This is a genomic window from Leifsonia sp. L25, assembly GCF_050632895.1.
This window is the reverse complement of record NZ_JBODRZ010000003.1, coordinates 2,159,171-2,183,016: the sequence shown is the minus strand read 5'-3', so window position 1 is coordinate 2,183,016 and position 23,846 is coordinate 2,159,171. Positions and strand designations below refer to the sequence as shown.

Annotated in this window: 19 protein-coding genes and 1 pseudogene; 9 read left to right on the top strand and 11 right to left on the bottom strand. The window is 72.2% G+C overall.

Annotated features, from left to right (window positions below):
• Positions 1–5: 5 nt before the first annotated feature.
• Positions 6–1,169, top strand: coding sequence for a glycosyltransferase (locus ACRAWC_RS14905; RefSeq protein ID WP_431348428.1), 1,164 nt, complete (start codon positions 6–8; stop codon positions 1,167–1,169).
• A gap of 52 nt (positions 1,170–1,221) precedes the next feature.
• Here ACRAWC_RS14905 and ACRAWC_RS14900 read toward each other — a convergent pair whose 3' ends face one another.
• The 7 genes from ACRAWC_RS14900 to ACRAWC_RS14870 form a co-directional block, all read right to left on the bottom strand.
• Positions 1,222–2,793 carry a polysaccharide biosynthesis tyrosine autokinase gene (locus ACRAWC_RS14900; protein WP_431348427.1) on the bottom strand — a complete coding sequence of 524 codons (1,572 nt, stop codon included), beginning with the start codon at positions 2,791–2,793 and terminating at the stop codon, positions 1,222–1,224.
• Between the two features lie 62 nt (positions 2,794–2,855).
• Positions 2,856–4,208 carry a hypothetical protein gene (locus ACRAWC_RS14895; RefSeq protein WP_431348426.1) on the bottom strand — a complete coding sequence of 451 codons (1,353 nt, stop codon included), beginning with the start codon at positions 4,206–4,208 and terminating at the stop codon, positions 2,856–2,858.
• A gap of 7 nt (positions 4,209–4,215) precedes the next feature.
• Positions 4,216–4,893 (bottom strand): hypothetical protein, encoded by a 678-nt coding sequence (locus ACRAWC_RS14890; RefSeq protein WP_431348425.1) that lies wholly within the window; start codon positions 4,891–4,893, stop codon positions 4,216–4,218.
• Positions 4,890–5,696 carry a CDP-alcohol phosphatidyltransferase family protein gene (locus tag ACRAWC_RS14885; RefSeq protein WP_431348424.1) on the bottom strand — a complete coding sequence of 269 codons (807 nt, stop codon included), beginning with the start codon at positions 5,694–5,696 and terminating at the stop codon, positions 4,890–4,892. The genes ACRAWC_RS14890 and ACRAWC_RS14885 overlap by 4 nt, the downstream gene beginning before the upstream one ends.
• Positions 5,693–6,913 carry a DUF1972 domain-containing protein gene (locus tag ACRAWC_RS14880; RefSeq protein ID WP_431349454.1) on the bottom strand — a complete coding sequence of 407 codons (1,221 nt, stop codon included), beginning with the start codon at positions 6,911–6,913 and terminating at the stop codon, positions 5,693–5,695. Before ACRAWC_RS14880 ends, ACRAWC_RS14885 begins: the two co-directional genes overlap by 4 nt.
• 147 nt (positions 6,914–7,060) lie before the next feature.
• On the bottom strand, positions 7,061–7,609 hold the full coding sequence (locus ACRAWC_RS14875; protein WP_431348423.1) for an acyltransferase: 549 nt from the start codon (positions 7,607–7,609) through the stop codon (positions 7,061–7,063).
• Positions 7,606–8,565 (bottom strand): glycosyltransferase, encoded by a 960-nt coding sequence (locus tag ACRAWC_RS14870; RefSeq protein ID WP_431348422.1) that lies wholly within the window; start codon positions 8,563–8,565, stop codon positions 7,606–7,608. Before ACRAWC_RS14870 ends, ACRAWC_RS14875 begins: the two co-directional genes overlap by 4 nt.
• Positions 8,566–8,595: 30 nt before the next feature.
• On the opposite strand from ACRAWC_RS14870, the gene ACRAWC_RS14865 reads away from it, so the two are divergent.
• Together ACRAWC_RS14865 and ACRAWC_RS14860 are read left to right on the top strand one after the other, a co-directional pair.
• Entirely contained in the window at positions 8,596–9,579 is a 984-nt protein-coding gene (locus ACRAWC_RS14865; protein WP_431349453.1) for a glycosyltransferase family 2 protein, read from the top strand.
• Positions 9,576–10,298, top strand: a complete 723-nt coding sequence (locus ACRAWC_RS14860; RefSeq protein ID WP_431348421.1) for a polysaccharide deacetylase family protein — start codon at positions 9,576–9,578, stop codon at positions 10,296–10,298. Before ACRAWC_RS14865 ends, ACRAWC_RS14860 begins: the two co-directional genes overlap by 4 nt.
• Here ACRAWC_RS14860 and ACRAWC_RS14855 read toward each other — a convergent pair.
• A complete protein-coding gene (locus tag ACRAWC_RS14855) occupies positions 10,273–11,295 on the bottom strand; it encodes a glycosyltransferase (protein WP_431348420.1) in 1,023 nt (340 codons plus the stop codon). The two genes, ACRAWC_RS14860 and ACRAWC_RS14855, sit on opposite strands and share 26 nt — an antisense overlap.
• Before the next feature lie 155 nt (positions 11,296–11,450).
• Between ACRAWC_RS14855 and ACRAWC_RS14850 the strand changes: the two genes are divergently transcribed.
• The 3 genes from ACRAWC_RS14850 to ACRAWC_RS14840 are packed head-to-tail and all read left to right on the top strand — an operon-like array spanning position 11,451 to position 15,339.
• Positions 11,451–12,542 carry a polysaccharide pyruvyl transferase family protein gene (locus tag ACRAWC_RS14850; RefSeq protein ID WP_431348419.1) on the top strand — a complete coding sequence of 364 codons (1,092 nt, stop codon included), beginning with the start codon at positions 11,451–11,453 and terminating at the stop codon, positions 12,540–12,542.
• The gene (locus ACRAWC_RS14845; RefSeq protein WP_431348418.1) at positions 12,539–13,831 is read left to right on the top strand and encodes a Coenzyme F420 hydrogenase/dehydrogenase, beta subunit C-terminal domain; all 1,293 of its coding nucleotides are present in this window, start codon (positions 12,539–12,541) and stop codon (positions 13,829–13,831) included. Before ACRAWC_RS14850 ends, ACRAWC_RS14845 begins: the two co-directional genes overlap by 4 nt.
• Positions 13,828–15,339: a lipopolysaccharide biosynthesis protein gene (locus ACRAWC_RS14840; protein ID WP_431348417.1), complete on the top strand. Its 1,512-nt coding sequence runs from the start codon at positions 13,828–13,830 to the stop codon at positions 15,337–15,339. Before ACRAWC_RS14845 ends, ACRAWC_RS14840 begins: the two co-directional genes overlap by 4 nt.
• 28 nt (positions 15,340–15,367) lie before the next feature.
• On the opposite strand, the gene ACRAWC_RS14835 is transcribed toward ACRAWC_RS14840, so the two are convergent.
• Positions 15,368–18,013, bottom strand: a complete 2,646-nt coding sequence (locus ACRAWC_RS14835; protein ID WP_431348416.1) for a right-handed parallel beta-helix repeat-containing protein — start codon at positions 18,011–18,013, stop codon at positions 15,368–15,370.
• A 229-nt stretch (positions 18,014–18,242) separates the two neighbouring features.
• Here ACRAWC_RS14835 and ACRAWC_RS14830 point away from each other — a divergent pair, with 229 nt between their 5' ends.
• Together ACRAWC_RS14830 and ACRAWC_RS14825 are read left to right on the top strand one after the other, a co-directional pair.
• Complete coding sequence (locus ACRAWC_RS14830; RefSeq protein WP_431348415.1) at positions 18,243–18,836, top strand: hypothetical protein; 594 nt, start codon at positions 18,243–18,245, stop codon at positions 18,834–18,836.
• Positions 18,837–18,930: 94 nt separating this feature from the next.
• Positions 18,931–19,353, top strand: coding sequence for an adenylyltransferase/cytidyltransferase family protein (locus ACRAWC_RS14825; RefSeq protein WP_431348414.1), 423 nt, complete (start codon positions 18,931–18,933; stop codon positions 19,351–19,353).
• 218 nt (positions 19,354–19,571) lie between these two features.
• Here ACRAWC_RS14825 and pip read toward each other — a convergent pair.
• Positions 19,572–20,522: pseudogene (gene pip, locus ACRAWC_RS14820) on the bottom strand (prolyl aminopeptidase); the annotation flags it as partial.
• 73 nt (positions 20,523–20,595) lie between these two features.
• Between pip and ACRAWC_RS14815 the strand changes: the two are divergent.
• Positions 20,596–21,576: a malate dehydrogenase gene (locus ACRAWC_RS14815; protein WP_431348413.1), complete on the top strand. Its 981-nt coding sequence runs from the start codon at positions 20,596–20,598 to the stop codon at positions 21,574–21,576.
• A 111-nt stretch (positions 21,577–21,687) separates the two neighbouring features.
• Here ACRAWC_RS14815 and ACRAWC_RS14810 read toward each other — a convergent pair whose 3' ends face one another.
• Positions 21,688–23,820: an acyl-CoA dehydrogenase gene (locus ACRAWC_RS14810; protein WP_431348412.1), complete on the bottom strand. Its 2,133-nt coding sequence runs from the start codon at positions 23,818–23,820 to the stop codon at positions 21,688–21,690.
• Positions 23,821–23,846 lie beyond the last annotated feature (26 nt).

Genomic DNA, 23,846 nt, shown 5'->3' with positions numbered 1-23,846 from the left:
CGACGATGACCGCCAGCCGTCGCCGGCCAGAACGCGACACGATCCTCGTGGCGCACCCCAGCGCGGAGCTCTACGGCTCCGACCGGGTGATGCTCGAGACCGTGAGCGCCCTGGTCGACGACGGCTGGCGCGTCGTCGTCACCCTCCCCGGCGACGGTCCGCTCGTCGCCGAACTCCGCGCACGGGGCGCGCTCGTCGAGCTCTGCCCGTCACCCGTGCTGCGCAAGAGCGTGCTGCGTCCCGCCGGCTTCGTGCGCTTCCTCCGCACCTCGGCGAGCGCCACCGTCCGCGGCAGCTCCCTGCTCCGCAGGGAGCGTCCCGCCCTCGTCTTCGTCAACACCATCACCGTGCCGCTCTGGGCGGTGCTCGCCCGCGGCCGGCGCATCCCGACGATCACGCATGTTCACGAGGGCGAGGCCAGCGCCTCGCTGCTGATGCGGCGCGTGCTCGCGCTGCCCCTCCTGCTCTCCCGGACGCTCGTCGTCAACAGCCGGTTCAGCCAGAGCGTTCTCGCCGGCTCGTTCCGCACGCTCGGCGCGCGCTCCGAGGTCGTCTACAACGCCGTCCCCGGCCCGCAGCGTCGCGCGCCCCTGCGCGGCCGCATCTCCGGCCCGCTGCGGGTCACCTACATCGGCCGCCTCTCGCCGCGTAAGGGCGTGGATGTGGCCATCGACGCGGTGGCGCAGCTGCGTGACCGCGGCATCCCGGCGGACCTCGACGTCGTCGGCTCGGTCTTCCCCGGCTACGAATGGTACGAACGCTCGCTGACCGAGACGGTCGCAGAGCGCTCCCTCCGCGACCGGGTGCGCTTCCACGGCTTCCAGCCCTCCGTGTGGGAGATCGTGGGCGGGAGCGACATCGTCGTCGTCCCCTCCCGTGTGGACGAGCCGTTCGGCAACACGGCCGTGGAGGCCATCCTCGCCGGGCGCCCGGTGATCGCCAGCGCGACCAGCGGGCTGCTGGAGGCCACCGCGGGCTACCGGACGGCGACCACGGTGCGCCCCGACGACGCGTCGGCGCTCGCGGACGCGCTCGCCGACGCGGTCGACCGCTGGGACACGACAGCGGAGACCATCACGGCGGACACGGCCGAGGCGGAGACCCGGCACAGCGTCGCAGCGTACCGGGCTCGGATCGCCGCGATCGTCCGGTCCTTCGCGCGACGCTGAGGCGCTCGCGCTGGATGCGCCGGCCGCGGGCGTACGGCCCGCTCTCCGTCCGTCAGCGAGCGACGCGGCGGGACGACTGCGCGGGTGCGATCTCCGCCAGCTCCAGGTCGAGGTCGGTCTCCGCGGTGTCCACGCCGTCCTCGAACTCGTCGTCGAGCGGAGAGTCGTCGACCCGGTCGGCGGAGGCGTCCGCCTCCGCGCCCTCGGTCGCCGCCGGGGCCAGGGGCGACAACGGCGGCGCCGACGGACGAGCCCGACGCAACGTCCGTCGGCGCCACCAGCTGGGGGACTCGGAGGCGCCTGCGTAGTAGTACGACGACTCTCCGGTGGACCGCACCCGGTTCAGCACCAGTCCGAGCACGCTCACACCGGACTTGCCGAGGAGCTCGATCGTCTGGGAGAGCTTGTGCCGCTTCGTGCTCGCGCGGTCGACGATGACCAGCGCGCCGTCCACCGCGCGACCGATGATGGCGGCGTCGATGACGGCCGTCATCGGCGGCGAGTCGAACACGACGATGTCGTAGTCCTTGCGCGACTTCTCGAGGAACAGCGCCATCGCGCGGGACGACAGCAGTTCGCTCGGGTTCGGCGGGATGGGCCCGGAGGTGAGGACGTCGAGCCCGTTCCAGTGCTGGACGACGTCCTCCAGCGTCGCGCGCCCGACGAGCAGGGAGGTCAGGCCCGCGCCCGGCAGCAGGCCCGTCGCCGTCGCGATCGTGGGCCGGCGCAGGTCCGCATCGACGAGCAGCACCTTGCGCTCCCCTTCGAGCAGCGCGAGCGCGAGGTTCAGGGCGGTGAGCGACTTGCCCTCGCCGGGGGCCGACGAGGTGATGACGAACGCCAGCTTGTCGGAGCCGATGCTGACGAACTCGAGGCTCGAGCGCAGCCGGCGGTAGCCCTCCGCCGCCGCGGACAACGGCTCGTCCAGCACGATCGCTCCGCGGTGGTGACGGCGCAGGGTCTGGATGCTGGCCAGCAGCGGCAGCCCGGTCAGCCGCGTCAGGGTGTCCGCCGACCGCACCCGGGTGTCGAGCAGCTCCTTGAGGACGATGACGAGGACGCCGACAAGCAGTCCGATCACGAAGCCGGCGAGCAGGTTGAGCCGCACGTTCGGGGACGACGGCGTGAGGGGCGTCGTCGCCCGTTCGATCACCCGGACCGAGACGGTCGGCGCGCCGGTCGCCGTTTTGGGCGCGATCTGCTCGACCGTCTGGCCGAGGTCGGCCGCGACCGAGTTGGCGATGGAGGCGGCCTCCGCGGGATCGGCGTCGTTCACGGAGAGTTCGAGGATGACCGTGTTCTGCGGGGTGCTGACGCTGATCATGTTCGCCAGATCCGCCGGCGTCATGGCGAGGTCCTGGTGCTGGATCACCTGCTGGAGCACGATGGGCGACGTCGCGAGCTGCGCGAAGGAGAGCATCTGGTTCTGCGTGTAGGTCGAGCCCTGGCTGAGGTCTTGGGCGGACCCGCCGAAGTTCAGGGAGAAGTACAGGCTGCTCGTCGCCGTGTACACCGGCGTGGCGAGCCCGCTGAGCCCGAAGCCGGCGATCAGCCCGACGATCGCGCCGATGGCGATGATGTACCACTGACGCTTGAACGCGGTCGCGTACTGATGTTGAGGCATGGGTGTGCCTTTCCCGGGGTCGATGGCTGGTCGGACAGGAGTGGTGTGGCGGGCGGGAATGGTCATCGGCGGGCGAACCCCTCCGCTAGGGCCGGTCGCGCGTCGGAGCCGCGTCGGCCGCTTCCGAGCAGGCCGAGCGTGTCGTCCTGGCGGGGCCTGGCGTGCTGCACCGCAGCGGCCATGCCGACCGCGAACAGCAGGAAGACGGAGTACTGCGTGATGAGCGCGACCGTGGCCAGCGCGGGGATCTGCGCGACGACCGCGATGGTCGGTGCGCTCGCCCTCCTGGTCACCACGAGAAAGATCCCGATCAGCAGCGCCGCCACGATCAGCGCGAGCGCGATGACGCCGCTGGAGAGGCCCGTGAGGATGAGCTGGCTGTCGATGGAACGGAAGTTCCCGAAGTACACCTGCCCGGTGGAGTCCTTCCTGGCGGAGTCCGCGACGCCGATGAGATTCATGCTGCCGACGAGCGAGACCAGGTCGCCGCGGTAGTTCGCGCTTCCGGCCGCCTCGGCGCCGGCGTCGTCGAACACCGTGATGACCAGCGGGAAGAGGACGGCCGCGACGGCCGCGATGGCGGACGTCAGGATGATCCGCGCCCGGCGGGAGATGGCGTCCCGCATGAACAGGATCGACAGCAGGAGCCCCAGCAGGGCGCCGATCATGCCGATCCGGCTGAAGGTGAACACGGTGGCGCCGAGCATGAGCAGCACCATCCCGGCGCGGACGACCATCGGGAAGCGCGCCGCGAGCGTGAGGGGCACAGCGATCGCGAGGCTCGAGCCGAGCGCGATCGAGTGCCCGAACGCGCCCTCGGCACGGGCCACTCCGCCGCGCTCCTGGATGCCGCCCCAGGTGGCGTACAACGAGTTGGCGACCTTGATCAGCACGAAGGGGTTCCAGTGCGCGAAGTACTCGAGGAGGACGAGCGCGCTGACGACGGTGAACGTCACCGCGACCGCGCCGTAGATCCAGGTGGGCTCCACGCGCAGCGGCGCGATCCGGCCGAGGATGTACCCGGCGAGGAGATAGGTGACGAGGGCGAAGGCGAAGCCCAGCGCGATGCCCGGGTTCTCACTCAGGAGGGAGGCGGCCGCGCAGACGACGAGCAGCACGATCAGGCCGTCGACGATGCCGAAGCGGAAACCGCGGACCGGCAGCAGCGCCACCGAGACCAGCATCGCCAGCCCGCTCACGGCCGGCAGGTAGTAGTTCCCGTTGAAGCCGAGGCTGAGCCCGATCCACACCGGGACGAAACACAGGACGACGATCCAGGTGGCCACCGCCGTCCGGGGCATCCGCCGGAGGGCGAGGAATCCGAACACCGCGACCCCGACCCCCGCCACGGTGACGAGCGTGCGGTCGAGCACCGGCCCGGTGACGGCGGCGTGGACGAGGGCGGCGACTCTCATGGCGCGCCTACTTGAAGACGGTCACCGGTGCGCCGGCGGCGTCCGTGACCGTGACGACGGCCGAGGACGCCTGCGCGGACGGAACGGAGAAGTAGTAGACGCCCTGGCGCGTCTCGCCCGCCTTGAGGGTGCCGAGGAGCGGCTGGGCGCCGTCGCTCATCGAGACCGCCGGCGTCGAGCCGGAGCCGTAGTAGGCGTTCACGGCGAGCTGGGACAGCGCGACGTCGGTACCGCCCGGGTTGGTGATCGACAGCTGCACCTTGATCGCGGGACCCGCCGTCTCGCCGGCGCGGAGGGCGGCAACGGTCGTCGAGGTGACGGCCAGCTGCGCGGTGAGGCCGCCGGTCAGGGTGGCCTTCTCGCTCTTGGGCACCACGGCCGCCACGGGAGCCCCATAGGCGGCGTTGAGCTTCGGCTTGGGCGTCGACGTTCCCGAGGGCGCCTTGCCGGGAGCGGCCGACGCGGCCGGCGGCGGCGGCGATTTCTTGTCCGGGGTCGGCAGCGTGAAGACGGTGTTCTTCGACGCATCCGCCTGCGCGGTCTGCTGGCCGTGGACGGCCGCGACGATCACGACCGCGGCGACCGCGGCGGCCGCGACGACAGCGCCCGCGATGAGAAGTGCGCGTCTGGCGCGATGCGGGCGACGGGGGTCGTCGTCGGTCGGGGGCGTGTCGGCCTTCGTCATCGGAGGCCTCCTTTCACAGCGGTGTCGGGTGAGGTCGGGGACGGCGTCCAGGAGCGCAGCTCGCGGAACCATCGGACGACGGCCGCGAGCAGGAAGAGCGTCGTCGCGAGAGCGATCGCCGTGTACACGACGAGGAAGACGGGGAGCGCGCCGAGCAGCACGAACGAGACGCACAGCACGCCGTAGTCCATCGGGAGCACCGCGAGGGCGCGGAGCCAGGAGGGCCTGCCCGGCCGGTCGGCCGCCAGGGGCACGGCGCCGACAGTCCTCCGCCGCAGCTGCTCGGTGAGGATCATGCCGAAGAAGAGGACGGCGGAGACGACGGCGAAGCCGATGGGCACCAGGAGCCACCAGGTGGGCGCCGAGCCGAAGCGGGCGAAGCCGACGGCGAGCGCGAGCGGCATCGCCGAGACCTTCGTGGCGTCCACCATGTGATCGAGCCACTCGCCGGAGGGGCTGGAACTGCCGCGGAGCCGGGCGAGCTGGCCGTCGGCGGAGTCGAAGGCGTAGCCGACGAGGAGGAGCACGGCCACCACCACGCCCAGCCACCAGCCGGGAGGGAAGACGACCAGGAGCGCGATCGCCGCGAACGTGAACACGGCGCTGATCCCGGTGACCGCGTTGGGGGTCAGCCGGGCGCGATACGCCAACGCCGCGAGGTACCGGCCGATCCGCCGGTTGACGAAGCGTGAGTACGCGGGCGCCGATCGCGCGGGCGGCTTCTGCGCGGCCCGGAGCCGGCGGACCACGTCCCCATAGCGTTCGCGTCCGATCGGCAGGGCGCCGGCGGCCTCCTCGGTCATCGGGCCACCTCCTCCGGCGCGCCGGCGGGGCCGGCGTGCTGCTCGGCACGCCTGCGTCCGGCGGCGCCGGTCCGCTGGGCGAAGAAGGGCCGGGAGGAGCGGACCAACTCGTGGTCCGCGAGGCGCAGGCAGAGCGACTCGTAGCTGTCCGCGACGACCTCCCAGTCGTAGACCGCGGCGCGCGCACGGGCGGCTCCGGCTCGTCGGGTGACGAGGTCCGGGTCCGCCTCGATCCGCGCCAGTTCGGCGCTCACTCCGGCGGCGTCGGAGAAGTAGCCGGCGGCGGTGCGCGCGACATCCCGGTTGAACGACACGTCGTACGCGATCACCGCGATGCCCGCGCCGAGGGCCCGGAGCAGCGACGGGTTGGTGCCGCCGACCGAGTGCCCGTGCAGGTAGCTGCGCGCGCCGGCGTAGAGCTGGTCGAGCTGTTCCTGATCCCACACTCCGCCGAGGAAGCGCACCCGGTCGTCCGCCGCCGCCCGGATCCGGCGCCCGTACTCGTCGGCGTACGGCGCGGAGCCGACGACCACCAAGGGCAGGGCGGCCGCGCTGCGCGCGTAGCCTTCGACGATCATCGCGACGTGGTTCTCCGGCTCGAAGCGTGCGACGACCAGGTGGTAGCCGCCCGGTTCCAGCCCGAGCTCGCCGAGCCGGGAGGAGTCCGTCGACACGATCGGGGCCCCGTACGCGATGAGCTCGGTGTCCGCGGCGAACTCGTCGCGGTAGTAGTCGGCGATGCCGGGAGCGTCGGCGATCAGCGCATCGGACCAGCGCACGGCGAGCGACTCGGCCACGCGGTAGTAGGCGTGCCCTCCCCGGCCCCACTTGGCGCGCTTCCACTCCAGCCCGTCGACGTGCGTGGCGACCGGGATCCGCGCCGCCCGCAGTGCGGGGAGGTAGACCGCGTTCGCTGCGTTGAAGACGACCGCGGCGTCGGTGCGGTGCAGCATCAGGTGGGCGACCGACGATCCGGTGTGGCTCAGCGTCTCCAGGCTCCGGCGGTGCATCGCGCCGCGGTGCACCAGCTCCATGCCCTGGTAGGCGTCGGCCTTCTCGGCGTCCCCGGCGTCCCGGCAGTAGACGACGACGCGGTGGCCGCGCTCCGCGAGCCGGCGACCGACCTCCTCGACGCAGGTCTCGAACCCGCCGTACCTGGCCGGCACCCCCCGGGTGCCGACGAGTGCGACACGGATTCGTCTTCCCCCTGGGACCATCGGACGCTCGCTCTCGGTTGCTCGGATGCACATCGGCCGGTCCGCGATGTGTCCGATCCCTTCGGGCAGGGTCCGGAACGCGTCTCAAATCGCATCAGGGTCGGGTCGCTGTTGCCCTTCCACCTTAATACGAGTATTTCTCAACTGTCACCCCCCACAAGCGGGGGTCACTGCCTCAGACCCAGCTCTCGGCGTCGCCCAGCCGGGCGGCGGGGTTTCCCCCACGATCGCACCCGGCTCGACATCCCTGGTCACGACGGAGCCCGCAGCGACCACTGCTCCGTCCCCGAGCGTGACGCCCTTGAGCACCATCGCCCCGGTCCCCACCAGCACGTGACGGCCGATGCGGATCGGGGCCGTGTGCTGCGCGACAGCGCCACCCGGCCGGGTGATCCGGTGGAAGTCGGTGTCGAGCAGCTGCACCGCCCACGAGATCTGGGTCTCCTCGCCGAGCGAGAGTCCGGACTCCACGTTGACGGTGCAGCGCGCTCCGATCGCGCTCCCGCGTGCGAGCGAGAGCGCCGCGCCCTCGCCGACCCAGATCCGGGCGCCCTTGCGGATCGCGCTGCCGCGGGCGAGTTCGTAGCGTCCCGGCCCGGCGAGCCGGACTCCCGACCCGATCCGAGCGCCGGGATGGCCGCGGAGCACCCCGCGAGCCAGTTCTGCGTACCTGCGCAGCCGTCCCCGGATTGTCACGTCGTCCTCCCGACCCGCGCGATCCCCGCGCCGCCCTCCGACGCGGCGACCAGGCGCCGGCCGTCCCTGATCCCGCGCAGCGCCGCGCGCAGCGGCACGACCGGCTTGAGGAACTGCCGGCGGCCGCCCTGGAGCAGGATCTCCCACGCGACCCGCGGCGCGAGAGCCTCCCACCGCTCGACGTCGTCGGGCGCGAGATTCCGTGCCGCGAAGAGCAGGCGGTTGCGGATGTTGTAGTAGTAATACCCTTCGGACTTCGCCGTCGCCGCCGAGGCGGCGCCCTGCTGCTGCGTGCCGCCCTCCGCGTGCACGGCGGTCACCTGCTCCAGGAGCACCAGCGACCCGCCCGCGCGCGTCACCCGCACGGAGAGTTCGACATCCTCCCAGTACAGGAAGTACTCCTCGGCGAAACCGCCGACGAGGCCCCACAGCCGCTCCGACACGGCGAGGCACGCGCCGCTGAGCCACGGCTCCGCCCGGCTCTCCGCCGGCTGCGGCCGCCGGCGCGCGGAGGTCATCCGGCCGTCCACGAGCGAGACATCGGCGCCGGCCGACCAGACCGACCCGTCCGGCCGCAGCACGACCGGGGCCACGAGGGCCATCGGATCCGCTTCGGTCGCCCGCAGCAGGGCGGCCGAAGCCTCCGGCTCGATCCGCGCATCCGGGTTGAGCAGGAGGAAGCGCTGCGCGCCCGCCTCCCGTGCCCGCGCGACCCCGAGGTTCATGCCGCCGCCGAAGCCCGGATTGCCCTCCGGGAGCACGGCGAGCCAGCCCTCGGCGTCGGCGAGCGCGGCGACCCGGCCGCGCTCGGCGGCCGTGCTGAAGCTGTCCACGACCACCACGGTCAGCCACGGAGCACGCCGCGCCAGGGCCAGCAGGTTCTCGGCCAGCAGCTGCGACGACCCGTAGTTCACCACGATGACCGCGGCGGCGGCGGGAGTTGCTGGGTCTGTCATAGACTTCCGCTCTGATGGGAGGGGGTGACCATGCGACCGGTCGAGCCGATCACTGCGACGATAGCCGTGCCGACGTTCCATCGTCCAGCGGAGCTGTCCGCCCTCGTGGCGGCGCTGCTGGAGCAGGCCGCGGAGGCCGGAGCCGCCTTCCCCACCCGCATCCTGGTCGTGGACAACGACCCGGCGGGCAGCGGCGCCGCCGTAGTCACGGCGCTGGGCGACGACCGGGTCCGCGCCGTCGTCGAGCCGCACCCGGGCATCTCCGCCGTGCGCAACCGCGCGCTGGACGAAGCCGGTACGCGGCTGCTCGCGTTCATCGACGACGACGAGCTCCCGCACGAGCGGTGGCTGACCGCGCTCCTCGGCACCTGGCTCGAATCCGGCATGCCCGCCGCGGTCTCCGGCCGGGTCGTCGCCGCGTTCGACGGCGAGCTGGACCCGTGGCTGGACGCGGGCAGGTTCTTCGTCCGCCGCAGCATGCCCACCGGCACGCCGATCGACGTCGCCGCGGCCGGCAACCTCCTGCTCGACCTGGACCAGGTCGGCGCCGCCGGCGTGAGGTTCGCCGACGACCTCGGCCTGAGCGGCGGCGAGGACACGCTGTTCAGCCGTCAGCTGCACGCCGCGGGATACCGGATGGTGTGGTGCGACGAATCCGTCATCACCGACCGCGTTCCCCGCGAGCGCATGACGCGCGCGTGGGTCCTGCAGCGCGCCTGGAGCCATGGGAACTCCGCTGCCACGATCCGCATCCGGCTCGCACGGGGCTCGGGGCCGCGCGCCGCCGCCCGCCTCGCCGACCTCGCAGGCGGCTGCGCGCGCATCGTCGGCGGCGCCGCACGCTGGCTCGCCGGAACCCTCGTGCGCTCGCGCCGCCACCAGGCGCGCGGTGCCCGGGCGATCTGGCGCGGAGGCGGCATGATCGCGGGCGCCTCCGGCGTCGTCTACCAGGAGTACGCGCGGCCGCGGACGGCCGCCGCGCCCCGGAAGTCGCCAGGGGGAGGCGACGCGTGACGGCACGACAGCTCGCGATCTCGGCCGTTCGGCGATCGCTGTCCTTCCTGGGCTCGGTCGTCTCTGTCGACACCGACGCCGACGAGTTCGTGCTGACCTACGACGACGGCCCCGTCGCGGGGACGACCGACCGGCTCATGGCCCTGCTCGGCGAGGGCCGGGCGACGGCCACGTTCTTCGTGCTCCTCAGCCGGGTGCGGCGCGACCCGGGACTCGCCCGCGCGCTCCTGGAGGCCGGGCACGAGGTCGGTCTGCACGGAGTCGATCACGTCGACCCCGTGACGCTGGCCCCCGACGTGTTCCGTCGCCGCACCGCGGACGGACGCCGCGAACTCGAGGACGTGCTCGGCCGTCCCGTGCGGTGGTACCGGCCGCCCTATGGCCACCTCACCGTGACGGCGTGGCGCTCGGTCGGGTCGGCCGGCCTGACCCCCGTGCTGTGGAGCGCGTCGGCCCGGGACGGCGCCCGCGGGCTCACGCAGCAGCAGCGCATCGACAGCGCGACCGCCGGGCTCACGAGGGGCGCCATCCTGCTGGCTCACGACAACTACGCGTCAGGCGCGGACGGCGTCGACGACGGGCCGGAGCCGGAGGTCGACCGGCTCGGCCTGGCGGCCGCCGTCCTCGACGCGGCCGCAGCGAAAGGGTTGCGGGCGCGCTCGCTGGAGTCCGCGCTCGCGTCGGGACGGCTCGTCAAGCGCGGCGTCTTCGCGCGGTGAGCGCGATCGCCCGCCGATACGCGGCGACGTGCGCGCGCCCGGCATCCGACCAGCCCCGCCGACTGAGGTCGGGACCGTCTGCCGCGCCGGTCGCGCGCACCGCGGCCAGCGCGGCCTCCAGCCCTGCCGCGGTCAGGTCACCGGAGTAGCGCTGCACCCACCGGGCGCCGACTTCCTCGGCCAGCAGGCGGTTGACCGCGTTGTCCGGCACCAGGACCGGGCGATCCAGCGACAGCGCCGCCAGGGCGCCGCCCGAGTTGTGCATCTCGCGGTACGGGAGCACCACCAGCTCGGCCTCGGTGATGGCGGCGACGAGCTCGTCGTCGGTCAGGAAGTGGAAGTGGAAGCTCACGCGCGGGTCACCGGCGGCGGCCTCCCGGAGACGGGCCACCAGTTCGTCCGACGACGGCTGTCCCGACACGGTCAGAGAGGCGTCGGTCGAGCGGAACCCGTCGTGGAAGGCCGCCACCAGTGCCTCGACCCCCTTGTAGCGACGGATGAGTCCCGCGTACGCGAGCCGCCTGGCGACCGGCTCGCGCCGCCGGCACGCCGCGAACCACTCGCGGTAGTCGCCGTGGACGATCGTCTCGACGGCCGATCCCTGCGGCACCGGGGTCAACGGGTTGAGCCGGATCCGCAGCACGGTCGAGCGGTCGATCAGTCGCAGCAGGGCGCGCTCGCGGCGGCTGATGCCCTGCGGCAGGTCCAGGTTGTGCGCGGTCCGGACGATCGGTGTGCGCGTGAGGGCGAGCCGCGCCACGAGGGCGAGGGTGAGGAGCTGCCGGACCGCTTTCTTCAGCGGGCTGTGCCCCGAGACCAAGATCTCCGGCCAATGGACGTGGAAGACGTCGTACCGGCCGAACAGTGCCGCGGCCCAGGTGAAGGTCCGGAGCTCGGCGTCCGGCTGCGCCTCGATCGCCCGTTTGAGCATCACGAGGTAGGGGTTCGTCGTCGGCCGCGGGTCGGGAAAGGACTGTTGCACGACGAGTGGCCGCATCGTCTTCCCCCTCGCGATCGGTGGAACCCATTCTGTCCCGGGACCGGCCGACCGCGCGCCCTCAATTGGGGGCACGCGCCGCGGCGGACAGAGCTAAGCTACATGAGAAAGTCTCACGTAAGTTCTCCGAGCGATCCCGACGATGGAGCACCCACATGCGAACGCTGGTCCTCTGGGCGGACGACGCCTCGCCCAACCTGGGCGTGCGCGCGCTCGGCGCCGGGACCGCGGCCCTGATCCGGCGCGTCGACCCGGACTCCGAGATCGTCTTCCAGAACTACGGCCGACGGGTGCCGCAACTCCCCATCGGCCGCGTCCGCTCGCTCGTCAAGGAGCGCATCACCGGGCGCAGCGGCATGATCGACTGGCTGCGCGGCTTCGATCTGGTCGTGGACACCCGTTCCGGAGACAGCTTCGCCGACATCTACGGCGCCAACCGCCTGATGGTGATGTCCACGGTTGCCGAGTTCGCGAGCCAGGCCGGGGTCCCCGTCGTCCTCGGGCCGCAGACGATCGGTCCGTTCGCCTCGGCGCGGGGGCGCGCGATCGCGCGTCGCAGCCTGCGGCGCGCGGCCCTGGTGCTCGCGCGCGACTCGGCGAGCGCCGCCACCGCGGCGCGGCTCGGCCGACCGGCCGACGCCACCACCACCGACGTCGTGTTCGCGCTCGACCGTCCGGCCGTCGAACAGACGCGCGACGTGGTCGTCAACGTCTCCGGGCTGCTCTGGCACCCCAACCCTCATGTGGATTCGCAGCACTACCGGCGGACCGTCCTCCGGCTGCTCGACGGACTGGCGGCGGCCGGCCGGGAGGTCACCCTCCTGGCGCACGTCCTCGAGTCGGACAACCCCGACTCCGACGTCCGCGCCCTGCACGAGGTCGCGGAGGCGGGCGCTCCGCACAGCGAGCTCGTGATCCCGCGCGACCTCGACGACGTGCGGCGAACGGTCGCGTCGGCCCGCGTCGTGCTCGGCTCGCGGATGCACGCGTGCCTCAACGCCCTCTCGGTCGGCACGCCCGCCATCCCGCTCGCCTACTCGCGCAAGTTCGCGCCGCTGCTCGCGGACCTCGGCTGGACCCGCACGATCGACCTGCGCGCGACTGCCGACCCCGCGGCCGATGCGCTCGCGCTGCTCGACGACAGCGCCCTCGAAGCCGACACGACGCGGCTCGTCACGACGGCGCACGAGCGCCTCGAGACCGCTGTCGCACTGCTTTCGGCGCGAGCCGGACGGCGCGCGGCATGACCGCCACGATGACGCCGGGAAACGGCACGCAGACCCCGCTCCGCGCCGCGGTCGCCCGCGTCGTCGCGTCGGGGGCGTGCAGCGGCTGCGGTGCCTGCACCCTCCTCGACCCTGGCCTGGAGATGCGGCTGGACGAGCGCGGCGACCTGCGCCCGGCTCCGCGCGCGGAGCCGTCCGCCGAAGTCCAGACGCCCGATCCGGCCGTCGTCGATCGCTTCCGTGAGGCGTGCCCGGGAGTCTCGGTGCGCGCGGTGCTCCCGGCCGTCGGTCGCCGCCACCCGACGATGGGACCGTACATCCGGGTCTGGAAGGCCTGGGCCACCGATCCCGAGATCCGGTTCCAGGGCAGCAGCGGAGGCGCGCTCACGGCGATCGCCGCCTGGCTGCTCGAGACGGGCGAGTCGGCACGCATGGTCGGCGCACGAGCCGACGCGAGCGAGCCGCGCCGCACCGTCAGCGTCAGCATCCTCTCGCGGGAGCAGGCGATCGCCGCGGCCGGCTCCCGGTACGCGCCGACGGCGAGCGCGGGACGCCCGGAGGCCCTCCTGCCCGGAACCGTCATGGTCGGCAAGCCGTGCGAGGTCGGCGCGATCCGCGCGCTCACCCGCGATCTCGACGCGACCGCGGAGCGCAGCCCCGTGCTGCTGTCGTTCTTCTGCGCAGGCACCCCGGGCCAGCACGCCACCGACGCCCTCGCGGCCGACCTCGGGGCGCCCGCTTCGGCTCCGCTGCGCGACCTCTGGTACCGCGGGCGCGGGTGGCCCGGCCGCTTCACGATCGAACACCCCGACGGCACGACCGCGGACGCCAGCTACGACGACTCCTGGGGCAGCGCGCTCGGGCCCGCCGTGCAGTGGCGCTGCAAGATCTGCGCCGACGGCGTCGGCGAGAGCGCCGACATCACGGCCGCCGACTTCTGGCGATCCGATGAGAGGGGCTACCCGGTCTTCGCCGAAGGCGCAGGACGCAGCGCGCTCATCGCCCGCACGGAGCGCGGCTACGACATCGTGCTGCGCGCGGTGGAGGCGGGCGTGATCTCCGTCAACCCGATCGAGATCGACGAGCTCGCCTCCGTCCAGCCGTTGCAGACCACCCGCCGGAGCACCCTCGCCGGCCGGCTGCTCGGCGCGCGGCTGGCCGGCGTGCGGGTCCCGCGCTTCCACGGGTTCGGCCTCGTCGCCCTGGCCGTCCCGCGTCTGCGCGAGACGGTGCGGGTGGCACGGGGCAGCTTCCGGCGGGCTCGTGCCCTTCGCGCCGAGCTCGGCCGCCGGGAGGGGACGGGACGATGACACTGCGTTCATCCTCGCGCGGAGCCTCCGGCGGAGATGCGGAGGAGCGCCCGTCGGTCGCCGGGCTGGGCGCGCGCGCCGCACGGGGAGCCGCGGTCACGCTCGGGGCGCAGGGCGGCAAGGTCCTCGTCCAGCTCGCCTCCGTGGTCGTGCTGGCCCGGCTGCTCACTCCGCACGACTACGGACTCATCGCGATGGTCGTCGCCATCATCGGAGTCGGTGAGCTGTTCCGCGACTTCGGTCTCTCGTCGGCCACCATCCAGGCGGAGACGGTGACGCCTGGTCAGCGCAGCAACCTGTTCTGGGTGAACACCGCGATCGGCGCGGCCCTGACCGCGGCCGTATTCGCGGGCTCGGGTTTGATCGCCCTCGGCTTCGGCCAGCCCGACCTCGTCCCGATCGGGCACGCGCTCGCCTTCACCTTCCTGATCAACGGCGTCGGCACGCAGTATCGCGCTGACCTGGTGCGCCGGATGCGGTTCGCCGCGGTCGCCGCCGCCGATGTCACCGCGCCGGCCGTCGCATTCGGCGTCGCGGTGGTCGCCGCGAGCACGGGCTGGGGCTATTGGGCCCTCGTCGTGCAGCAGCTCACCCAGGCCGTGACACTGGTGCTCATGCTGGTGGTCGCCGGTCGTTGGCGGCCCGCGTTGCCGCGCAGGCGGGAGCCGATCGGGCACTTCCTCGCCTTCGGCTGGAACATGCTCGGCTCGCAGCTGATCGCCTACGCGAGCAACAACGTCGACAACATCCTCGTGGGCGTCAGATTCGGTCCGTCGGCGCTCGGCGTGTACAGCCGCGCGTTCCAGTTGCTGATGACGCCGCTGAACCAGGTGCGGATCCCGCTCACGACCGTGGCGCTGCCGATCTTCTCCCGCCTTCAGCATGACCGCGAGCGCTTCGGCGAGTGGCTCTGCCGCGGGCAGCTCGCCCTCGGCTATACGGTTGTCGCCGGCCTGGCGCTCGTCGCGGGCGCGGCCGAACCGCTGACCCGTCTGCTCCTGGGGAACGCCTGGCTGGACGCCGCTCCGATCCTGCGACTGTTCGCCGTGGCGGGCGTGTTCCAGATCCTCGCGTTCGTGGGTTACTGGGCCTATGTCTCGCGCGGGCTGACCGGAACGCTGCTGCGCTACTCGCTCGTGAGCGCCGTCATCAAAGGGGTCTGCATCGTCGTGGGCTCGTTCGGCGGTGTGATGGGGATCGCGATCGCCTACGCGGTCGCGCCCGCCCTGTCGTGGCCGCTCTCGCTCTGGTGGCTCTCGCGCCGGACGCCGGTCCCGACCGCCCGGCTCTACGCCGGGGCAGGGCGCGTGCTCGCCGTCGCGGCAGCGGCCGGGGCGGTCGCCTGGTCGGCCACCGCCGTGCTCGGCTCGACGTCGGCCGTCCTCCAGGTCGTCGCTGCCGTCGTCGGTGCGGTGGCGGTCTACGGTCTGGCCGCTCTGTGCTTCCCGCCCGTCCGCCGGGACGTCCTGGGGGTGATCGCAGCAGTGCGGCTCATCGCCAAGCGATGAGCCGCACTGTCGGTGGGATCGGGACCTGCTAGCCCCAGGCGCCGAGCTGCAGGGAGCCCGCGGGCTTGCCCGTCAGCGCCGCCGCAGCGGCCGGGAACGGCACGCCGAGACTGGAGGTCAGGCCCGTCACGACCGGCAACGGCGTGTAGTCGCTCGCGAGCACGTTCTGACCGTCGAACAGGCGGGACGTCCGGTCCTGCCCGGTCGCGGCCGTGAAGTCCGAGAGCGTCGTGTAGACGGCCGGGTTCCCGGCGCCGCGCGACCAGACGATCAGCCAGTTCGGCGAGCCTGCGCTCGGTCGCTGGTAGACGTTGCCCTGGGTCTGGATGTTCATCTGGGCCGCCGAGTGCCAGTGGCTGTAGTCCTCGACGGCGAGCACGGCGTCGCCGGTGCTCTGGGCCATGATGTTGTTCGCCACCGTGATGTCCTGGGTGATCCAGGTCACCGTCGGGTCCGGCAGAGCCTGGCGGGGGTCGTGACCCGCGACGGACAGGTCGCTCGCACGACGGGTGCCCTGCGCGATGTTGATGTCGCGGGCGTTGCCGGTGAGGGTGTTGTTCCGGATGTCGACGGTCCCGGTGTCGCTCACCAGGATGCCGGCGATGCCGTTCTGGGCGATGACGTTGTTCGCGATGGCGAACTTGGCCGAGATCTCGGCGACGAGACCGTTACCGCTGTTGCCGATGATGTCGCTGTTCGAGATGGACGCGTTGTACACCGACTCGTCGAACCAGAGCGCGTTCCCGTAGTTGCCGAGGAAGTTGCTGCCGGTGACGGTGATGCCCCGCGAGCGGGCCACCTTCAGGCCGCCGGCGACCGGCGCGCGGTTGAAGTGCTCGCTGTTGTTGCCCTGCGCGAGAAGCCCGTTGACCTTGAGCCCGTCGGCGTAGGTCGCCTGCGCGCCCAGCATCCCGTTGCGGGCGACGGTCACGTGGTCGACCGTGGCGTTCAGCCCGCCGATCGCGAGGCCCGTCGTGGCGTTGTCGCTGATCGAGCTGTTCGCAACCGTCACGTTGTTCGCGTAGATCTGGACGGCGCCCATGTCGGGCACCGAGGGCGCGTACCGGCGGATGCCGACGCCCTTGAGCGCGCTGCCGTCGCCCAGGACCACGAATGCCTTGACCGTGTCGCTCGCCCGGACGTCGTGACCGCTCGGGTCGCTGCCCATGACGAGCTGCTTGGCCGCCGTGTCGACGTAGAAGGTCCCGGCCGTCACCGCGGAACGCGAGGCGACCTGCTTGAGGGAGACTCCGTCCACGAAGAGCTGGTCGGGGTGCGCCGCCATCGGGTACGCCGGGTCGACGAACTGCCAGCCGGAAGCCGTGCCGTCGGGTGCGCCGCGGGTGTAGGTCGGGCTGTCGTCGAAGGCGACGTTCCAGCCGCCGGACACCCAGGTGGAGCCCGACTTCGCCCACGAGCCGACCGTGCGGCTGCCGTCGAACCAGACCGCCTCGTGCGGGTAGGCCTGGATGGTCACCTGCTTGCCGCGGGGGATGGTCACGGTCTCGTGGTACGTACCGCCGCGCACCACGATGGTGGAGCCGGACGGGACGCTGTCGACCGCGTGCTGAACGGTCTGCCACGGGGCAGACTCGCTGGAGCGCGCAACGCCGTCGCTGCCGCCCGTCGCCACGAAGTAGGCGCCGGAGGGGACGGGGTAGGCGGTCGTGCCGATCGGAGCGGAGCCGGCGGAAGCCCGGGCCACGCCCTGGTCGATGCCGGCGTCTCCGCTCGGCGCGGTGCCGGACGACGGGGTGGGCGTCGGCGTCGGCGTCGTGCCGGACGTGGGGGTGGCGGTCGGGGTGGGCGTCGACGACGCCGGCGTCGAGGACGCGGGAGCCGTGGTGGCCGGAGCCGACCCCGCAGCCTTCAGCGCGTAGGCCTCGAGGTCGTCGAAGGCGACGGGCTCGATCGCCGACGCGCTGGAGAGGTAGGACCAGGCGGCGATCCGGCCGGCGCCGGTCAAGCGCGCGGAAGCCGAGTCGTCGGCCGTCAGCTGCCAGCCGGGCTGCGCAGCGCCGACCTGCCAGGCGCGGGCCTGGAGGTGCACCGGATCGCGGCCGGTCGCCTGGAACTGGAGCTGCACGGACGCGCCGGCCTTCAGGCCCTTGGCGACCTGGACCTCGCGCCCGACCGTGGTCTGGCTCGCTGTCGAGCCGTTGACGCGGATGATCGAGACGCCGAGCGACCCGCCGGCGCCGACCCGGATGTTGGCCTGGTAGTACGAACTACCGGTCGACCGGACCTGGACACCGGCGTACACGCCGTTGCCCTTCGTCGGGATGGTCGGGATCGCGATCGTCGCGGACGACGTGAGGTCGGCCGCCGAGACGGACGGGAGCGACGCGGTCAGCGAGGCGCCGGGCCTCGGGATCGACATCGTTCCGGCGCCGTTCGCCGTCGAGAAAGCCGAGGCCTTGTTGACGGAGTAGGCGCCTCCGACCTGGGCCGAGCCCCAGCCGCCACTGGTGGTGCGCGAGAAGTCGTCGGAGACGATGTGCGCGCCGGTGCTGTAGCTGGTCGGGGCGGCCATCGCGGCCGCCGTCAGGGCCGGGAGGCCGACGGCGGCGAGAGCCGTCGCTGCGGCTCCGGCGACGCCGGCGATGAGGATGTTTCGTGTCTTACGGGGGGCAGGGGTGTGTGTACCGCCGGAGCGGTGTCGGGCTGATGCCATTGAAGGGGGTTTCCAATGCTGCTCGTCGCGTTCAAAGAGCGAGAAAGTGAGACCAGGCCTTCTGCGCGGGAGTATTGAATGGCAACCTATCAGACGTTGCCTGAGAGCGCACACAGGGCAAGAGAGTCTATCCCCGCCGACGGCAGAAGCACCATCGCGCGCCCACCCCCTTTTCGGGTGCCATGAACCTCGCTCGGCGTGAGCTCGTCGTTTCGGACAGAATGTCTGCATGACGGCACGGACGCGCTTCGACATCCTCGCGATCTGCACCGGGAACATCTGCCGCTCCCCCGCGATGGACCTGCTCCTCGCCCACGAGCTGGCGGTCGCAGACAGCGCGGCCCGGCGGTTCGCCGTGTCCTCCGCCGGCACGCACGCCATGACGGGTTGGCCGGTGAATCCCCCGATGGGCCGGCTGCTGGAAGCGGACGGGATCTCCGTCGACGGTTTCGTCGCCCGGCAGGCCGATCCCGCGATGCTCACCGGCTCCGGGCTCATTCTCACCGCGACGCGCGAGCACCGCGAGTGGGTGGTCCACCGCGCGCCGTCGACCGTGCGCCGCGCGTTCGCCCTTACCGAGTTCGCGGATGCCGTCCGGAACACCGACCCGGCCGCGCACGACCCGGCCGGGTTGGTCGAGTGGGCGGCCGCGCACCGGCCGCCGGCGGGAGTCGTGAGCCACAGCGCGACCCGGCGCGGCTACGCCGAGGGCGACATCCTCGACCCGTACGGCCTCGGCGATGCCGCCTTCGACGCGGCCTTCGCCCAGATCACGGCGGCGACCCGCGTCATCGCGGCCGCCCTCCGCACGACGAAGGGCTGACGAACCGGTCCGGATTGCTTCCGTTCAAGGGGTGACAAATCCTCACCTATTCGCCAGAATAGGTGAGGATACCTCACCCGAAGGAGGCCATCGAGTGACGAGACGCGTCGGCTATGCCGCAGGAGCGTTCGACCTGTTCCACATCGGACACCTCAACATCCTCAAGCACGCCAAGAGCCAGTGCGACTACCTGATCGCCGGCGTGGTCTCCGATGAGATGCTGCGGCTCACCAAGGGCGTCGACCCGGTGATCCCGCTCGCGGAACGGATCGAGATCGTGCGCCACATCGCCTACGTGGACCAGGCGGTCGCCGAGACCGTCCCCGACAAGCTCGACATGTGGCGCGAGCTGCACTTCGACGTGTTCTTCAAGGGCGACGACTGGCGCGGCACCGAGAAGGGCCTCCGGCTCGAGCGGGAGTTCGCCGCGGTCGGCGTGGAGGTCGTGTACTTCCCGTACACGATGACGACCTCCTCCACGCAGCTCCGGAAGGCGCTCGCGGCCCTCGCGGGCTGAGCGGGCTACTCCTCGGTGTCCTGGGGGTCCGTAGGTTCTGCGTCCGCGCGTTCTGCGTCTGCGGCCTCTTCGTCGGCCTCTTCTCCTGCGGCTTCTTCGTCCGCCACGTCTTCGTGCGCGGCCTTTTCGTCCGAGCCCGCTTCGTCCGCGCCCGCTTCGTCCGAGCCCGCTTCGTCCGAGCCCTCGTCGTCCGCGGCTACTCCGGCCGGCTCACCGCCCGCGAAACGATCGGTCGCCTCGATCAGCGCGTCCAGGATCCCCGGTTCGTCGTACGCGTGCCCGGCGTCCGCGATGATGTTCAGCTCCGCCTCCGGCCACGCCCGGTGCAGGTCCCACGCCGTCATCGCCGGCGTGCACACGTCGTAGCGGCCCTGCACGATGACGCCCGGGATGCCCTCCAGCTTGTACGCGTCGCGGATGAGCTGATCCTCCTCGAACCAGCCGCCGTTGACGAAGTAGTGGTTCTCGATGCGCGCGAACGCGACCGCGTACTTCTCCTCGGTGAACGTGGCCACGACCTCCGGCCGCGGCAGCAGCGTGATCGTGGAGGACTCCCAGCGCGACCAGGCGACGGCGGCCGGACCGTGCACGGCCGGGTCCTCGTCGGCGAGCAGCCGGCTGTAGGCGCGGATCAGGTGGCCGCGCTCCTCCACCGGCACCGGCTCCACGAAGCCCTCCCACAGGTCGGGGAACAGCGCCGCGGCGCCGCCCTCGTAGAACCAGTCCAGCTCGGCCGGGCGCAACGTGAAGATGCCGCGCACGATCAGCTCGGTCACCCGCTCGGGATGCGTCTCCGCGTACGCCAGGGCCAGCGCGCTGCCCCACGAGCCGCCGAACACCTGCCAGCGCTCGATCTCCAGGTGCTCGCGCAGCTTCTCAAGGTCGGAGACGAGATTCCAGGTGGTGTTCGCCGACAGGTCGGCGTCCGGGTCGCTCGCGTGCGGGAGGCTGCGGCCGCAGTTGCGCTGGTCGAGCAGGACGATCCGGTACCGCTCGGGATCGAACAGCCGCCGATGGGAGGGCGTGCTGCCGCCGCCGGGGCCGCCGTGCAGGAACACGACCGGCTTGCCCTCGGGGTTCCCGCTGGTCTCCCAGTACACCTGCTGGCCATCGCCGACGTCCAGCATCCCGCTGTCGTACGGCTCGATCTCCGGGTAGAGAGTGCGCATGGTGCGACTGTAGCGGCCCACTGCCTCGCGCCCCTCACGCCGCGCGGCCCGCCGACAGGGCTAGGCTCGCGGCATGAGCACCCCCGTGACCGTCGCCGTCACCGGCGCCGGTGGACAGATCGGCTACGCCCTCCTCTTCCGCATCGCCTCCGGGCAGCTGCTCGGGCACGACGTGCCGGTGCGGCTGCGGCTGCTGGAGATCCCGGCCGGGCTCAGCGCCGCGGAGGGCACGGCGCTGGAGCTGCAGGACGGCGCCTTCCCGCTGCTGCACGGGGTCGACGTCACCGACGACCCGCGCGTCGCCTTCGACGGCGCGAGCGTCGCCCTGCTCGTCGGCGCCCGGCCGCGCACCGCCGGGATGGAGCGCGCCGACCTCCTGGAAGCGAACGGCGGCATCTTCGGACCGCAGGGCGCCGCGCTCAACGACGTGGCGGCCGACGACGTGCGCGTGCTCGTCGTGGGCAACCCCGCCAACACCAACGCGCTCATCGCGAGCGCGCACGCGCCGGACATCCCGGCCGAGCGCTTCACCGCGATGACCCGGCTCGACCACAACCGCGCGGTCGCGCAGCTCGCGGCGAAGCTCGGTGTTCCCGTGCACGCGATCGCGGGCGTCATCGTGTGGGGCAACCACTCGGCCAGCCAGTACCCGGACCTCAGCCACGCGACCGTGAACGGCCGCCCGGCGACGGAGCTCGTGGACGAGGACTGGCTCGCGGACGAGTACATCCCGCGGGTGGCCAAGCGCGGCGCCGAGATCATCGAGGTCCGCGGCTCCTCGTCGGCGGCCTCCGCGGCGAGCGCCGCCATCGACCACGTGCGCGACTGGGTGAACGGCACCGGCGAGCGCTGGACCTCGGCAGCGGTCGTCTCCGACGGCTCCTACGGCGTGCCGGAGGGCCTGATCTCGTCGTTCCCGGTCCGGAGTGTCGCCGGCCGCTGGGAGATCGTCCAGGGCCTGGCGATCGACGCCTTCTCGCGCGAGCGCATCGACGCCTCGGTGGCCGAGCTCGCGGCCGAGCGCGACGCCGTGCGTACCCTCGGCCTCCTCTAGCGAGCCCCCGGCCGACATTCGTCACGAATGTCGTGATTGCGCACGCCAAACCGCACATTCGTGCCGAATGTCGCTGCTCGGCGCGCGCGACATTCGGCACGAATCGCCGGGTCAGCGGTGCTTGGAAGGGGCCTTCTCGGGGGTCGGGAGGGTGCCGTCGGCGCGGCGCGCCGCGTAGTAGGCGCGGGCCTCCGCCTGGCGCTCGGCCTCGGCGCCGCTCGCGATCTTGGCGCGCACCAGCTCCGGGCCGTAGCCGAACGCGTCGACCAGGTCGACCGCGTGCGGGCGGATGCGCGTGAGCAGCCGGTCGATGTACGCCGAGACGGCCTGCGCGCGCTGCGGCGACAGGCGGCCGTGGATCAGGTACCAGGCCAGGTGCTTCTCGATCAGACCGAAGCCGAACAGGTCGCGCAGCCAGGTCAGCACCTGCTTGGTGCCGGCGTCCGGAGCCTGCTCCAGCGCCTCCGTGAAGGCCTCCCACTGCAGCAGCTCGGCGTGGGCGCGGGCGGCCTCGATCAGCTCGTTCTGCTGCGAGTTGAACAGGTCGGCCGCGGCCTTCTTGCCGAGCTTGGAGGCCGGGCGCAGCCGTCCGCCGATCTCGGCGATCATCGTCGCCACGCGGTCGGTGAGCAGCTCGCGCTGCGTCGCGGACTCCTGCAGCCAGTTCACCGAGCGTGCCGTCGAGCCGAAGTCGCGCACGGTCTGTCCGACGCTGCGGAGCCCCGAGCCGTGGTACGCCTTGCCGGCCGCCTGCACCACGACGTACCGGGCCAGCGCGCCGGCATCCGCCTTGGCGAACTTGCGGCTGAAGTCGGTCAGCAGCCGCTTGGCCACGAGCTGCAGGAGGACGTTGTTGTCGCCCTCGAACGTCACCCAGATGTCGAGGTCCTGGCGCAGCGAGGTGATCCGGTTCTCGGTGAGGAACCCCGCGCCGCCGCACGCCTCCCGCGCCTCCTGGAGGGTGTCGAGCGCGTGCCAGGTGCTGAGCGGCTTGAGGGCCGCCGCGATGGTCTCCAGGTCCTGGCGGTCGGCGTCGGTGTCGGCCTTTCCGCTGAACACGTCGTCGAACTTGTGCAGGAACTTCTCGTGCGCGAAGCTCGCCGCGTACGTGGTCGCCAGCAGCGGGAGCAGCCGGCGCTGGTGGCGCTGATAGTCGAGCACGACCTCCTCGTCGGTGTCGCTGCCCGACGTGAACTGGCGGCGCTGGTCGCCGTAGGTGAGCGCGATCTTCAGGCCGATCTTCGACGCGATCACCGCGGAGCCGTCGAGCGAGACGCGGCCCTGGACGAGCGTGCCGAGCATGGTGAAGAACCGCCTGCCCGGGCTCGCGATGGGCGAGCTGTAGGTGCCGTCCTCGGCGACGTCGCCGTAGCGGTTCAGGAGGTCGGTGCGCGGGACGCGGACACCGGTGAAGTGCAGCCTCCCGTTGTCGATGCCGTTCAGGCCGCCCTTCTGGCCGTCGTCCTCGCCGCCGATGCCGGGCAGGAAGTCGCCGTTCGCGTCGCGGATGGGCACGTAGAAGGCGTGCACGCCGTGGTTGACGCCCTTCGTGACGAGCTGCGCGAACACGACCGCCGCGGTGGCGTCGACCGCCGCGTTGCCGAGGTAGTCCTTCCACGCGCCGCGGAACGGGGTGTCGAGGACGAACTCCTGGCTCTCCGGGTCGTAGGCGGCGGTGGTCGCGATGGCGGCGACGTCGGAGCCGTGGCCGGTCTCCGTCATCGCGAACGCGCCGGGCACGTCGAGCGACATGATCGCCGGAAGGTAGGCGGTGTGGTGGCGCTCGGTGCCGAGGTGCAGCACGGCGGCGCCGAAGAGCCCCCATTGCACGCCGGACTTGATCTGGAGAGACGGGTCGGCCGCGACGAGTTCCTCGAACGCGGCGATGTTGCCGCCGTGGTCCTCCATGCCGCCGACCGACTTCGGGAAGGCGCGGTGCACCTGGCCGTTGTCGACCAGCAGTTTGAGCTGCCCGAAGACGCGTTTGCGGTGGTCGGCGACGGAGAGGCCCTCCACCTTCTGCAGATCGGGTCGCGACGAGAGCTCCCGCGAAGCCAGCCGGACCTCGGCCCAGGTGCCCAGGAGCTGGCGGCCCAGCGCCGCGACGTCGACGCGCGGCGCGGCGCCGGCCGGGGCGGTCGCGGCTGCTGCGGCAGCGGCTTCGCTGGCGGCCGCGTCCACGACGGGGGTGCCGGACTTCATTGCGTTGGACTTCTCGGGCGCGCGCTCGGCGGTATCAACCATGAGTTTCCTCTTCGATGTCTCGGGGT